Below are 13,639 nucleotides of genomic sequence, written 5' to 3' on the forward strand. Positions count from 1 at the left end.
GTCCGAGCCCTGCTCCCGCATCGAGGTGCCTGTCAGGCGATCAGAGCTGGTCGCCGACGAAGACCGTGAGGTCGACGAGGCGGTTGGAGTAGCCCCACTCGTTGTCGTACCAGCCGATGACCTTCACGTTCGTGCCCTCCTGGACCATGGTCAGGGAGGAGTCGAAGGTGCAGGACGCCGGGGCGTTGACGATGTCGGAGGAGACGATCGGGTCCTCGGTGTACTCGAGGATGCCCTTCAGCTCGCCCTCGGCCGCCTTCTGGAAGGCGGCGTTGACCTCTTCCTTGGTGACCTCGCGGCCCAGCTCGACGACCAGGTCGGTGACCGAGCCGGTCGGGACCGGAACGCGCATGGACATGCCGTCCAGCTTGCCCTTGAGCTGCGGCAGGACCAGGGCGGTGGCCTTGGCGGCGCCGGTGGTGGTCGGGATGATGTTCTCGGCGGCGGCACGGGCGCGGCGCAGGTCCTTGTGCGGGAAGTCCAGGATGCGCTGGTCGTTCGTGTACGCGTGCACCGTCGTCATCAGGCCCTTGACGATGCCGAAGCTCTCGTCCAGGACCTTGGCCATCGGCGCCACACAGTTGGTGGTGCAGGAGGCGTTGGAGATGACGTGGTGGTTCGCCGGGTCGTAGGTCTCGTGGTTGACACCCATGACGACGGTGACGTCCTCGTCCTTGGCCGGAGCCGAGATGAGGACCTTCTTCGCACCGCCGGCCAGGTGCTTGGCGGCGTCGTCCCGCTTGGTGAAGATGCCGGTCGACTCGATGACGATGTCGACGCCCAGCTCGCCCCACGGGATGTCGGCGGGGTCGCGCTCGGCGAGGACCTTGATGGTCCTGCCGCCGACGGTGATGGTGTCCTCGGTGTGCGTGACCTCCTGCTTGAGGCGGCCGAGGATGGTGTCGTACTTCAGCAGGTGGGCGGTGGTCGCGGTGTCACCCAGGTCGTTGACAGCCACGATCTCGATGTCTGCACCCTGCTCCAGCAGCGCGCGGAAGTAGTTACGACCGATGCGGCCAAAGCCGTTGATGCCTACGCGGATCGTCACGAACCGATCTCCTCGTTGGTACGCCGGTTTCGAGACCGGCGAGCTGTATGGGATGTCCCCGACCACCTACGACCCTACCTCTCCGGGGCCCCGGAGGTGACATTCGGCTTTCCCGCGCACGGCAACGCGGCCCGTACCCGCCAGTAGGGTACGGACCGCTGGGACCGTGAGGTCGTGTCGCTCGATCTGACTACGCAGGGCCAACCGCGGTTGACCGGAAGGTCACCCGTCCAGGGCCGTGAGCGCCTTCCTCAGCAGCGCGGCCCGCTCGGCCGCGGAGGCGAGGTGCTCCAGACCGAAGCCGAGGAGCACGGTGTGCTCCGTGCTGACCGCTCCGTGGGTGCGGAACAGCTCCCCGGTGCGCGTCCAGTCCTTCAGTACGGCCGGGCTGCCCGGGGGCGGTCCGGCGGCCCGCCAGGCCCCGAGCGACGACTCGAAGTCCTCGGTGCCGGTGGCCGTGGAGCCGACGACGAGCGAGGCGTCGTCCGCGAGGACGCCGTGGCCGCCGGTGCCCGGGTCGGTGACGTAGCTGAGGGAGACCTCGACGGTCTTGCCCGCGTAGGCGCTCAGGTCGAAGTTCACCTGCTGCCAGCCCTCGGAGGCGCCGGTGAGGCTGTGCCACGCGCCGGTGGTGCCGGTGGCGGCGCAGCTGCCGTCGTTCACGGTCAGGTAGTGCTCCAGCCACGGGTGCTCACCGACGTAGAAGCCGGCCTCGCACTCGGCCGGCACCTCGGTGCCGGTGGCGCCGCCCGCCTCGGGGAGCGTCGTCCAGTCGCCGGCGCCCGCGGTGTGGGCCTCGACGACGACGTGGTCGTAGCCGGCCTCGGTGTCCCACAGCAGCCGGGTGCGCAGCGTGGGCCGGTCGGCCGCGGCGACGCCGGTGAGGTCGATCGTGCGGGTGAGGCGCTTGTAGGCGTCGTCGGTGTGGACGGCCGCGGCCATCCACGATCCGGCGTAGGGCCCGTACGGGTTGACGGTCCCGGCGAACTGTCCCGCGCCCGCGCTCGCGAACTGCGGGTAGGTGGCGGCGGGCAGCTCGTCGGAGGTGACGCTGTAGGTGCCGGCCCGGTCGAGCGGGTTGCCGGGGGCGGCGCCGAGGGTGCCGGTGAAACCGTCCAGCGCGCCGTCGCCGGTGAAGCCGGTGGCGCCGGGGGTGGAGGTGCGGGTGTAGGCGCCCAGGTAGTACTGGCCGAAGTCGTTCGACAGGGCGCCGCCGCCGAGGTCGACGTGGCCGCCGGCCTGCTCGCCGGCCTCGATGAGCTTGCCGCCCTCGTTGAGGAAGGCCCGCAGTTCGAGCTGGGTGGCGACGCCGGGGACGGCCGCGCCGGTGTGGTGGACGACGGTGTCGAAGTGGCTCAGCACGCCGAGCGCGTCGGGCGCGCCCTGGGTGGCGACGTCCCACACGACCGCCTTGCGGCCGTTGGCCTTGAGCGCGTCGACGTAGGTCTGCGCCTGGGTGGCCTTCGCGCCTTCCTCGGCGACGACGAGGACGTCCGCGCGCGGGCGTTCGGCGACGGTGTAGGTGAAGTGCTCGCTGGAGACGGCCTTGCCGCTGCGTGTCTCGCCGGTGAACCACACCTCGACCTTGTCGCCCGGGTCGCCGTCCTTGACCTTCGCGCGGTACTCGTCGAAGTGCAGGTTGTCCTCGCCACCGAACCGCTCGCCGCCCTTCCAGGGCCTGAGCGCCATGTCCTCGGTGCGTCCGCCGTTGACGCGGTACTTCAGCTCCTTGTCGCGCACCGACTTGCGTACGACGACGGAGACCTCCTGGTCGGCGCCGCGCGAGTAGGAGGTGGTGAACGGCGCCGGGGTGAAGTCGGCGGCGGTCAGGCCCACCGAGGAGGCCGGGCGGTCGGGGTGGGCGGCGCTCTCGGCGACGGACATGGCGAACGGGATGTTCTTGGTGAACTCCCGCTGGATCAGCCTCTCGTCGTCCGGGAACGTGAAGATCGACCGGCAGTCGGCCGCCTTCCAGGCGTCGTTCGGGTCGGAGTCCGAGGCGGACTGGCAGGTCGACATCTCCGGGGTGAACATCGCCATGCCGTTGACGTTGGCCGCGTGCCCGTCGGCCTCGCCGTTGGTGGTGTACAGCTCCGAGGACAGCTGCGGGTGGTAGCCGGGGATCGCCGGGTTGCCGGGCGTACCGGCCAGGGCCTCGTAGAGGACGTCGTCCGGGGTGGGCGTGGCGACCTGCCAGCCGACCCCGTAGAGGATGAGTTCGGCGGCGGAGTGGTAGTTGATGCCGTACGCGAAGCCGATCCGCTTCTGGAAGGCGTCCAGGGCCTTGGTCTCGGGCTCCGAGCCGGGGCTCGCGCCGCGGTAGGTCTGGCTGGTGGGGTTGGGGGACGAACCCTCGTCGTCGTAGCCCCACTTGTAGGGGAAGTTGCGGTTGAGGTCGACGCCGTCGCCGGTCGCGATGGTGCCGTCGCCGTTGACGTCGCGCAGGTTCTTGCGCCACAGGCGCGTGTCGTCGCTCTGGAAGGTGTAGTCGTAGCCGTCGGGGTTGGCCGACAGGACGAACCACAGCTCCGTGGAGTCGACGAGCCGTTTGATCCGCTTGTCCGTCTTGTAGTTGTCCAGGTAGTGGTGCATCAGGCGCCGGGTCATCTCCGGCGTGATCCACTCACGCGCGTGCTGGTTGGACAGGTACAGCACGGCGGGCTTGGAGCCGTCCTGGGCCTTCTTGGCGCCCTTGGTGAGCTTCAGCGCGAGGATGTCCTGGCCCTTGTACGTCTTGCCGATGGAGACGACCTTGGTGAGCGCGGGGTGCGCCTGGGCGGTCCGGAGGATCTCCTCCTTCAGGCCGCCGCTGCCGCTGTAGGGGCGGAACACCCCGTCGGCGGCGGCCTCGACGCGCTGTTCGGCCGTGCGGGAGAGCGTGTGCTCGGTGAGCTCGACGCCCTGCTTCCGCAGCTTCTTGGCCTGCCGGTCGGTGAGGTAGACCTCGACGGTGCCGGTGCCCTTGTCGGGGACCTGCTCGCCGAGTTCGTGGCCGTCCTGTCCGGCGGCCAGCAGCAGGGGTACCTGCCGCTGCGTGACGTCGGCGCGGAAGACCTTGACCTCGTCCGCGTCGGCCGTGGCCGGTTTGGTGGGCTGCGCCTGGGCGATGGGCGCGAGGCTCGCTCCGGTGACCAGGAGCGTGCCGGCAGCGAGGATCGCACTCGCTCTGAATCTCATGAACCCCCCTAGCTGGGTCCGCCACAGCAGCGAACTGATGCCAGGCTCATGACAGTCCATGATCGAGTCAATAGCACGGCAGCGACACGAAAACGCCGGTACCGGCCACCCGAGCGGGCGTCGGCACCGGCGGATTGACGCGGGGTCAGCCGGCCAGGTTGTCGGCGAGCTCCTCGCCGAGGTTGGCCTCCGTACCCGGAATGCCCAGGTCGGAGGCGCGCTTGTCGGCCATCGCCAGCAGCCGGCGGATACGGCCCGCCACCGCGTCCTTGGTGAGCGGCGGGTCGGCGAGCGCCCCCAGCTCCTCCAGCGAGGCCTGCTTGTGCTCCATGCGCAGCCGGCCGGCCGCCGCGAGGTGCTCGGGCACGTCGTCCCCGAGGATCTCCAGCGCGCGCTGCACGCGGGCACCGGCCGCGACGGCCGCGCGGGCCGAGCGGCGCAGGTTGGCGTCGTCGAAGTTGGCGAGGCGGTTCGCGGTGGCGCGGACCTCGCGGCGCATCCGGCGCTCCTCCCAGGCCAGCACCGACTCGTGGGCGCCGAGCCGGGTGAGCAGCGCGCCGATCGCGTCGCCGTCGCGGACCACGACGCGGTCGACGCCGCGCACCTCGCGGGCCTTGGCGGCGATCGACAGCCTGCGGGCGGCGCCGACGAGCGCGAGCGCGGCCTCGGGGCCGGGGCAGGTCACCTCGAGCGACGAGGAACGGCCGGGCTCGGTGAGCGAGCCGTGCGCCAGGAACGCCCCGCGCCAGGCCGCCTCGGCGTCGCAGGTGGCCCCCGAGACCACCTGCGGGGGCAGCCCGCGGATGGGACGGCCGCGGCCGTCGACCAGACCCGTCTGCCGGGCCAGCTGGTCGCCGCCGGCGACAACCCGGACGACGTAGCGCGAGCCGCGGCGCAGCCCGCCCGGGGCCATCACGATCAGCTCCGAGCCGTGGCCGAAGATCTCCAGGATGTCCCGCTTGAGGCGGCGGGCCGCCATCGCGGTGTCCAGCTCCGCCTCGATCACAATGCGCCCGCTCACCAGGTGGAGGCCGCCGGCGAACCGCAGAAGGGCGGAGACCTCCGCCTTTCTGCAGCAGGTCCGGGTGACGGGGAGCCGGGAGATCTCGTCCTTCACCGCTGCCGTCATCGCCATGGGCCGATCCTTCCATGCATCCGAAAAATACGGTCGTACGCGGCTGCCAACAGCTCCGGGTCGTGCCGCGGAGTTCCGTCGGTCCGGGCCACCGGCGCCAGCTCGACCGCGGCGCCGAACCGCTTGGCGGCATCGGTCATCGCATCGCGGTCGGGCACGGCGGCCTCGTCGGCCAGCACCACGTCCAGGGCGAGTTTAGGGGCGTGTCGTCCCAAAACCTCCAAATGACGCTGCGGGGAGAAGCCCTCGGTTTCTCCGGGTTGCGGCGCGAGGTTCAAGGAGAGCACCCGGCGCGCCTTGGTCTGCGTGAGCGCGTCCAGGAGCTCGGGCACCAGCAGGTGCGGGATGACGGAGGAGAACCAGGAGCCGGGACCGAGCACCACCCAGTCCGCGTCCCGGACCGCCGCGACGGCCTCCGGGACGGCCGGCGGGTCGTTCGGCACCAGGTGCACCGACTGCACCTCGCCCGGTGTGAGGGCGACGGTCGCCTGGCCGCGCACGGTGTCGATGTCGTCCGGCCGGGCCGGGTCGTGGCCCCTGACGAGCGCCTGGAGCTCCAGCGGCACGGCGGACATGGGCAGCACGCGCCCGTGCGCGCCGAGCAGCTTGCCCACCAGGTCGAGCGCCTGCACATGGTCGCCGAGCTGTTCCCACAGGGCGACGATCAGGAGGTTGCCCACCGCGTGGTCGTGCAGGTCGCCGCGGGACTGGAAGCGGTGCTGGATGACGCGGGACCAGGTCTGACCCCAGTCGTCGTCACCGCACAGCGCGGCCAGCGCCTTGCGCAGGTCGCCGGGCGGGAGCACGCCCAGCTCGTCGCGCAGGCGCCCGCTGGAGCCGCCGTCGTCGGCGACGGTGACGACGGCCGTGAGGTCGCCGGTGATCCGGCGCAGAGCGGCGAGCGAGGCGGACAGGCCCATGCCGCCGCCGAGGGCGACGACCTTGGGCTGGGTGCCCCGGCGGCGCGGCCGGGCGCCGCGGGCCTCGGCGATCCGGCCGCTGCGGCTCTCTGCGGGCCGGCCGCCGCGCCCTTCGGGCACCGCCCGGCGCAGCCTGCTCAGCCGCGGAGTACGTCCCGTCATTCCCGTCCCATGTCCCGGTGGACGACCACCGTCTCCACGCCCTCGGCCGCCAGCCGGGCGGCCAGCTTCTCCGACATGGCGACCGAGCGGTGCTTGCCGCCGGTGCAGCCGACGGCGATCGTCACATAGCGCTTGCCCTCCCGACGGTAGCCCGCGGCAACGAGCTGGAGGAGTTCGGCGTACCGGTCGAGGAACTCCTTGGCGCCGGGCTGGTTGAGCACGTACGCCGCCACCTCCTCGTGCATCCCGGTGTACGGGCGCAGCTCCGGGACCCAGTGCGGGTTCGGCAGGAACCGCATGTCCACGACCAGGTCGGCGTCGACCGGGAGGCCGTACTTGAAGCCGAAGGACATGACGGTGGCCCGCAGCTCGGGCTCCTCCTCGCCGGCGAACTGGGCGTCCATCTTGGCGCGCAGCTCGTGGACGTTCAGGCTGGAGGTGTCGATCACCAGGTCGGCGTCGCCGCGCAGCTCGCGCAGCAGTTCCCGCTCGGCGTCGATGCCGTCCACGATGCGGCCGTCACCCTGGAGGGGGTGCGGGCGGCGGACCGACTCGAAGCGGCGCACCAGGGCCTCGTCGGAGGACTCCAGGAACACGATCCGCCGGGTGACGCCCTTGGTGTCGAGGTCGGCGAGGGACTGCCGGAGGTTGTCGAAGAAGCGCCGGCCGCGGACGTCCACGACGACCGCGATCCGGGCGACGTTGCCCTGGGAGCGGGCGCCGAGCTCCACCATGGTGGGGATCAGGGCGGGCGGGAGGTTGTCGACCACGAACCAGCCCAGGTCCTCCAGGCACTTCGCGGCCGTCGACCGGCCGGCCCCGGACATGCCGGAGATGATCACCAGCTCGGGGATGGCCGCCTCGGGGAGCCCTGCCGCCTCCTTGCCCGTGCCCGCCTGTGCTCCGTCGCCCGTCTCCTGGTGCTGGGCGTCCTGCTGCTCTGGTGGCAGCGCTTCCCGCTGTTCCTGCCGCAGTGCGTCCTGCTGTTCTTGATGCCGCGGGTCCTGCTGTGCGTCGTGCTCGGTCATGTCTCCTGCCCCCGTCGATCGTCCGGGGCTCCCGCGGTCACGGGCTCCCCGGGGGCACCCGCCGTCGTGCCGGGTACCCCGTCTTCCACGTCTTCCATGATCTCTCCAGTCGCCGTGTTCACGGCGGGCGCGGCCGGTGCGGCCTGGGCGAGCGCCACGGCGACCGTCTCGGCGGTTTTGCGGCCTATGCCGGGAACCTCGCAGATCTGGTCGATGGTCGCCGACCGGAGCTTCTTCACGGAACCGAAGTGCTTGATCAGCGCCTGTCTGCGGGTCTCGCCGAGGCCCGGCACGTCGTCCAGCGGGGTGGCGCGGATCCGCTTGGCGCGCTTGCTGCGCTGGTAGGAGATGGCGAAGCGGTGCGCCTCGTCACGCACGCGTTGCAGCAGGTAGAGGCCTTCGCTGGTGCGGGGCAGGACCACCGGGTCGTCCTCGCCGGGCAGCCACACCTCCTCCAGGCGCTTGGCGAGGCCGCACACCGCGATGTCGTCGATGCCCAGCTCGTCCAGGGCCCGCTGGGCCGCCCGGACCTGCGGCTGCCCGCCGTCCACGACGACGAGCTGCGGCGGGTACGCGAACCGCTTGGGCCGGCCGTCGTCCTCCTTGAGCTCCTCCTCCGTCCACTCCCCGGTCCGCTCCTTCTCTGCCAGGTAGCGCCGGAAGCGGCGGCTGAGGACCTCGTGCATGGACCGCACGTCGTCCTGGCCGGCGAAGCTCTTGATCTGGAAGCGCCGGTACTCGCTCTTGCGGGCCAGGCCGTCCTCGAAGACGACCATGGAGGCCACCACGTCGTCGCCCTGGAGGTGGGAGATGTCGTAGCACTCGATGCGCAGCGGCGCGCTGTCCAGGTCGAGCGCCTCGGCGATCTCCTCCAGCGCGCGCGAGCGCGTGGTCAGGTCGGAGGCGCGCTTGGTCTTGTGCAGGACGAGCGACTGCTGCGCGTTGCGCTGCACGGTCTCCATGAGGGCCTTCTTGTCGCCGCGCTGCGGGATGCGCAGCGACACGTTCGCCCCGCGGCGGCCGGTGAGCCACTGCTGCACCGGCTCCACCGGGTCCGGGAGCGCCGGAACGAGCACCTCCTTGGGGACGGCGTCCCCGGTCTCCTCGCCGTACAGCTGCTGGAGCGCGTGCTCGACGAGGGCGCCGGTGGTGATCTCCTCGACCTTGTCCGTCACCCAGCCGCGCTGGCCGCGCACGCGTCCGCCCCGCACGTGGAAGATCTGCACGGCGGCTTCCAGCTCGTCCTCGGCGACCGCGATCAGGTCGGCGTCGGTCGCGTCGGCGAGCACGACCGCGTTCTTCTCCATGGCCTTCTTCAGGGCCTCGATGTCGTCGCGCAGGCGGGCGGCCCGCTCGTACTCCATCTCCTCGGCCGCCAGCGTCATCCGCTTCTCCAGACGGCGCAGGTACGTGCCCGTGCGGCCGGCCATGAAGTCGCAGAACTCCTCGGCCAAGTCGCGGTGTTCCTCGGGCGTGATCCGCTCCACGCAGGGCGCGGAGCACTTGCCGATGTAGCCGAGCAGGCAGGGGCGGCCGGTGCGGGCGGCGTTCTTGAAGACACCGGCCGAGCAGGTGCGCACCGGGAACACCCGCAGCAGCAGGTCCACGGTGTCGCGGATCGCCCACGCGTGCGCGTACGGCCCGAAGTAGCGCACGCCCTTCTTCTTGTGGCCGCGCATCACCTGGACGCGCGGGAACTCCTCGCCCATCGTCACCGCGAGGTACGGGTAGCTCTTGTCGTCCCGGTACTTGACGTTGAAGCGGGGGTCGTACTCCTTGATCCAGGAGTACTCCAGCTGCAGGGCCTCGACCTCCGTGGACACCACCGTCCACTCCACGGACGCGGCCGTGGTCACCATGGAGCGCGTCCGCGGGTGCAGGTTCGCCAGGTCCTGGAAGTAGCTGGCCAGGCGCTGACGCAGGCTTTTCGCCTTTCCGACGTAGATCACCCGGCGGTGCTCGTCACGGAACCTGTACACCCCGGGAGTGTCCGGGATGTCTCCCGGCGTGGGGCGGTAGCTGGAGGGGTCGGCCATGTCTCACACCCTACTGGCGAGCACCGACACTCCGGGGCGGTGCGGGGCCCCGGGGCAGCACCTCCCGGCCCGTGTGGACCTCGCCGTACGCCGCCGGGTCCGGGCGGCCGGCCACGCACAGTACGGACTCGGCCAGCCGTCCGTCGCGGTTGGGCATCAGGTGTTGTCGGGACTAGGTCAACACGCTTCAATGCGGAGGACCTCGGGGCCCCGGAACGGCGGCCTGCGCATCTCAGGACGCCCCCTGCCCCGGCGCGGGCGGCCCCGCGGACCCTTGCCAACGGTCTGACCAGCCGTTGGGAACATTCACAGAAAGGCCCCTGTGCATGCCGCACGCCACACAGCACGCGGACGACGCCACCGCTGACCTGGACTCGGCCCTGCGAGGCGGCCCCTTCCACGTCGCCCTGCGCGCCGCGATCGCCGCGCGCGGCCTGCCCCTGCAGCGTGTGCAGCACCATCTGTCGCGCCACGGGGTGAAGGTGGGCGTGACGAGCCTGAGCTACTGGCAGCAGGGCGCCCGGCGTCCCCAGCGCCCGGAGTCACTGCGCGCCGTGCGGGCCCTGGAGGAGATCCTCCAACTGCCCGACGAGTCGCTGATCCGGCTGCTCGCCGACGCCGACGACCGCCCCGCCGACCGGGACGCCTCCGCACGCTCCTACCGCGCCTTCGTGGCGGCCTCGGGCGTCCTGGAACGGCTGCTGGCCGAGCTGGACTCGGCCGTGGACGGCGGGCTGCACACCCTCGGCCATCACGAACTGGTGCGGATCGGGGCGCACCGGGAACTGGCCGGGCGCGAGTCGCACCACATCGTGCGGGCCCATCGGGACGGCGTCGACCGCTTCGTGGCCGTGCACCACGGTGACCCGGGGTGCGATCCGGACCGCATGGCGGTGCGCGCGCTGGAGAACTGCCGCGCCGGGCGCGTGCGCCGGCACCACGACACCGGACTGCTCGTGGCGGAGCTGCTGTTCGACACCCGGCTGCGGACCGGTGACACCTTCCTGTTCCGTTACGGCGTCGAGGACGGCACGGCCGGTGTGTCGCGCGAGTACGTGCGCGGCTTCGACTCCGCCGGGGGGCAGTACGCGCTCCAGGTGCGGTTCGACGGGCGGGCCCTGCCGGTGCGCTGCCACCGCTTCACCCAGCACACGGCGGCGGCACCCCGCAGCGGCCACCAGGACCTGGCCCTGACCGGGCCGCACCACTCGGTGCACCTGGTGGAACCACGGGTGCGGTCGGGCATGGTGGGGATTGGGTGGGAGTGGGGGTGAAGGGTGGCGCCGCGGGCCTTGGTCAGTGCCGCGGTGAAGGGCGCGGGGTTGAGCCTGGGCTGAGCGCGGGGAGCGGGTTGGGGCGGGGTCGCCGGGCCGGATGGTTGCGGCCGGGCGGGGCGGAGTCGGCGGGCCGGATGGGGCGGGCCGGGCGGGCGGGATCGGGCCGCGGGTCGGCGAGGCGGCCGGGGCCCGGCCGCGGGTCGGGCTGGGCGGGCCGGGTCAGGATTTCGGCCCTGCGACGATCCTGCCGTTCTGCTCCCGCACGTCGAGCGCGACCAGCGGCTCCGTGGCGGGAGACCGCAGCACCTCCCCCGTCGTGGCGTCGAACTCGCTGCCGTGACACGCGCATACCAGCTTCTTCCCCTCCAGCTTGTCGAGGGCGCACCCCGCGTGCGTGCAGACGGCGCTGTACGCCGTCAGCGAGCCGTCCCCGGCACGGCTGACGACCACGTGCTGATTCCGGTACAGCGCCGGGCCGGGCCCGGCGACCTCCTCCGGCGCGCCGAGTTCGACGGACGCGGTCGGCGTCGCCGGCAGCGCCCCCTCGTCGTCCCCGGGCCCGCAGGCGGTGAGCGCCGTTCCGGCGACGGGAGTGAGGGCCGCGCCCCGCAGGACGGTGCGACGGCTCGGGGACGGACGGCCGGGCATGGGATCTCCACAGGTCATGTTGGGTGTGCAGGGCGACCATACCGGCCCCTTCGACGGCCCCGAGGGGGCGGGTGAGGCAGTCCGGAAGAGGCACGTAAACGCTTGCGCAAGCGTTTACGTCCGCCGCCGAATGAGGTAGCTTCCGGCCTCGGGAAGGCTGTCCCGCCCGATGTCCGGCCGGGCCCGTCCGAGAGGGAGCGCGCATGGCGACAATGGCCGACGTGGCGCGGAGCGCCGGTGTCTCCGTGGCGACCGTCTCCCATGTGCTGAACGGCACCCGGCCCGTGCTGCCCCACACCCGCCAGGCCGTCCTGGACGCCGTGGAGAAGCTCGGTTACACCCCCAACACCCTCGCCCGCTCCCTGGTGACCTCCCGCACCCGGTCCATCGGGCTAGCGGTGTCGGCGATCAGCAACCCGTACTTCACGGAGATCCTCCAGGGCGTCGAGGCGAGCGCCCTGGAGCACGGTTACGGCCTGCTCGTCGCCGACCCGCACGACGACCCCGAGCACGAACGCAGGGCCGTCCAGCTGCTGCACGAACGCCGCGTGGACGGCATGATCGTCGCCCCCTCGGCGGCACCCGGCGACCTCGTCGCCCACCTCCGGCGCCATGCCGTGCCGACCGTCTTCCTGGACCGCGTGCTCGACTCCCCCGGTGACGGTGCCCCGGCCTTCGACCAGGTGTGCGCTGACAGCGCGGAGCCCACGGCCCGGCTCGTCACCCACCTCGCCGGGCTCGGCCACCGTCGTATCGGCCTGGTCGCCGGCCGGCCGGGGCTCAGCACCACGCGCGAACGGATCGCCGGGTACCGCCAAGGGCTGGCCGCCGCGGGACTGCCGTACGACGAACGGCTCCTGGTGCACGGCGACTCCGAGTCGGCCGGCGCCGAACGGGCCACCGCCGCCCTGCTGTCCCTCGGCGCCCGGCCCACCGGACTGGTCACCGCCGACAACGCCATGACCATCGGCGCGCTGCGTGCCCTGCGCGACGCCGGTCTGTCGGTGCCGCGCGACATCGCGCTGTGCTGCTTCGACGACTTCCCCTGGGCGGACCTGTTCGAGCCCCGGCTCACCGCGATCGCGCAACCCAGCACCGAGATCGGCGCCGAAGCGGTACGGGCGCTGCTCGACCGCCTCGCCGAGCCGGACCGGCCCGCCCGGACCGTGCGGCTGCCCTGCGCCTTCGTCCACCGCACCTCGTGCGGCTGTCCCGAGACACCCCAAACCCGGCTGGAGAGAGGAACCCGCTCGTGATCGTCGTCGCCGGTGAGGCCCTGATGGACCTGGTACCGCAGGGCACGGGTGCCCTCGCCTCCCTGCGGCCGGCGCTCGGCGGCGGCCCGTACAACACGGCCGTCGCACTGGGCCGGCTCGGCTCCCCCACCGCGTTCTGCTCCCGCGTGTCGGACGACGCGTTCGGCGAGGCGCTGCTGGACCGGCTGCGCGAGACCGGCGTGGACGTGTCGTGGGTGCGGCGCGGACCGGAGCCGACCACGCTCGCCGTCGCGACGGTCGGCGCGGACGGCTCGGCGGCGTACTCCTTCTACGTCGAGGGGACGGCGGACCGGCTGTTCACGGCGCCGGACGCGCTGCCGCCCGGGGTCCGCGCGGTCTCCTTCGGCACCTGCTCGCTGGTGCTGGAGCCCGGTGCGACCGGCTACGAAGACCTGATGCGACGCGCCGCCGCCCAGGGGGTGTTCACCGCCCTGGACCCGAACATCCGGGCCGGGCTGATCCCGGACGCCGACGCCTACCGGGCCCGGTTCAAGAGCTGGCTGCCGTCCGTGTCCCTGCTGAAGCTGTCCGCGGAGGACGCCGACTGGCTCGGCGGCACCCCGCGCGAGTGGCTCGCGGCCGGTCCGGCGGCGGTCGTGGTGACCCGGGGCGGCGACGGGCTGACGGTGTTCACGCGGTACGGCGGCGAGTACTCCGTGCCGGGCGAGCGGGTCGACGTGGTGGACACGATCGGCGCCGGCGACACGGTGAACGCGGCACTGCTGCACGGGCTCCGCGTGCGCGAGGCGCTGAGCGAGGCCGCGCTCGCCGGTCTCGGCGCGGACGGCTGGGCGGAACTGCTGCGGTTCGCGGCGCGCGCGGCGGCGGTCACCTGCTCGCGGGCGGGCGCGGAGCCGCCGTACGCCTCCGAGTTGGGAGATCCCTGGAAGGGCTGACCGGTCGCCGGACGGTCGTGCGTGCACCGCACCTG

At 72.3% G+C, this 13,639-nt stretch carries 10 protein-coding genes; 3 read left to right on the top strand and 7 right to left on the bottom strand.

The genetic code is table 11. The features are described from left to right. Positions 1–40 precede the first annotated feature (40 nt). From gap to uvrC, 6 genes are all read right to left on the bottom strand, one after another. Entirely contained in the window at positions 41–1,048 is a 1,008-nt protein-coding gene (gene gap, locus AB0M97_RS04355; protein ID WP_365959197.1) for a type I glyceraldehyde-3-phosphate dehydrogenase, read from the bottom strand. Positions 1,049–1,270: 222 nt separating this feature from the next. After that, a complete protein-coding gene (locus AB0M97_RS04360) occupies positions 1,271–4,225 on the bottom strand; it encodes a M14 family zinc carboxypeptidase (RefSeq protein ID WP_365959198.1) in 2,955 nt (984 codons plus the stop codon). A 145-nt stretch (positions 4,226–4,370) separates the two neighbouring features. Further along, a complete protein-coding gene (whiA, locus tag AB0M97_RS04365) occupies positions 4,371–5,360 on the bottom strand; it encodes a DNA-binding protein WhiA (RefSeq protein ID WP_365959199.1) in 990 nt (329 codons plus the stop codon). Then, positions 5,351–6,442, bottom strand: a complete 1,092-nt coding sequence (yvcK, locus tag AB0M97_RS04370) for a uridine diphosphate-N-acetylglucosamine-binding protein YvcK (RefSeq protein ID WP_365959200.1) — start codon at positions 6,440–6,442, stop codon at positions 5,351–5,353. Before yvcK ends, whiA begins: the two co-directional genes overlap by 10 nt. Then, positions 6,439–7,470 carry an RNase adapter RapZ gene (gene rapZ / locus AB0M97_RS04375; RefSeq protein ID WP_365959201.1) on the bottom strand — a complete coding sequence of 344 codons (1,032 nt, stop codon included), beginning with the start codon at positions 7,468–7,470 and terminating at the stop codon, positions 6,439–6,441. The genes yvcK and rapZ overlap by 4 nt, the downstream gene beginning before the upstream one ends. After that, positions 7,467–9,506 carry an excinuclease ABC subunit UvrC gene (gene uvrC, locus AB0M97_RS04380; protein ID WP_365959202.1) on the bottom strand — a complete coding sequence of 680 codons (2,040 nt, stop codon included), beginning with the start codon at positions 9,504–9,506 and terminating at the stop codon, positions 7,467–7,469. The genes rapZ and uvrC overlap by 4 nt, the downstream gene beginning before the upstream one ends. Positions 9,507–9,832: 326 nt before the next feature. On the opposite strand from uvrC, the gene AB0M97_RS04385 reads away from it, so the two are divergent. Beyond that, positions 9,833–10,780, top strand: a complete 948-nt coding sequence (locus AB0M97_RS04385; RefSeq protein WP_365959203.1) for a hypothetical protein — start codon at positions 9,833–9,835, stop codon at positions 10,778–10,780. A gap of 222 nt (positions 10,781–11,002) precedes the next feature. Here AB0M97_RS04385 and AB0M97_RS04390 read toward each other — a convergent pair whose 3' ends face one another. Continuing rightward, positions 11,003–11,431 (bottom strand): Rieske (2Fe-2S) protein, encoded by a 429-nt coding sequence (locus AB0M97_RS04390; protein WP_365959204.1) that lies wholly within the window; start codon positions 11,429–11,431, stop codon positions 11,003–11,005. Positions 11,432–11,634: 203 nt separating this feature from the next. Here AB0M97_RS04390 and AB0M97_RS04395 point away from each other — a divergent pair, with 203 nt between their 5' ends. Both AB0M97_RS04395 and AB0M97_RS04400 read left to right on the top strand, forming a co-directional pair. After that, entirely contained in the window at positions 11,635–12,687 is a 1,053-nt protein-coding gene (locus AB0M97_RS04395; RefSeq protein WP_365959205.1) for a LacI family DNA-binding transcriptional regulator, read from the top strand. Continuing rightward, positions 12,684–13,604 (top strand): carbohydrate kinase, encoded by a 921-nt coding sequence (locus AB0M97_RS04400; RefSeq protein WP_365959206.1) that lies wholly within the window; start codon positions 12,684–12,686, stop codon positions 13,602–13,604. Before AB0M97_RS04395 ends, AB0M97_RS04400 begins: the two co-directional genes overlap by 4 nt. The last annotated feature ends 35 nt before the right edge of the window (positions 13,605–13,639 follow it).

Source organism: Streptomyces sp. NPDC051207, assembly GCF_040682395.1.
In the GTDB taxonomy this organism is placed as follows: domain Bacteria; phylum Actinomycetota; class Actinomycetes; order Streptomycetales; family Streptomycetaceae; genus Streptomyces.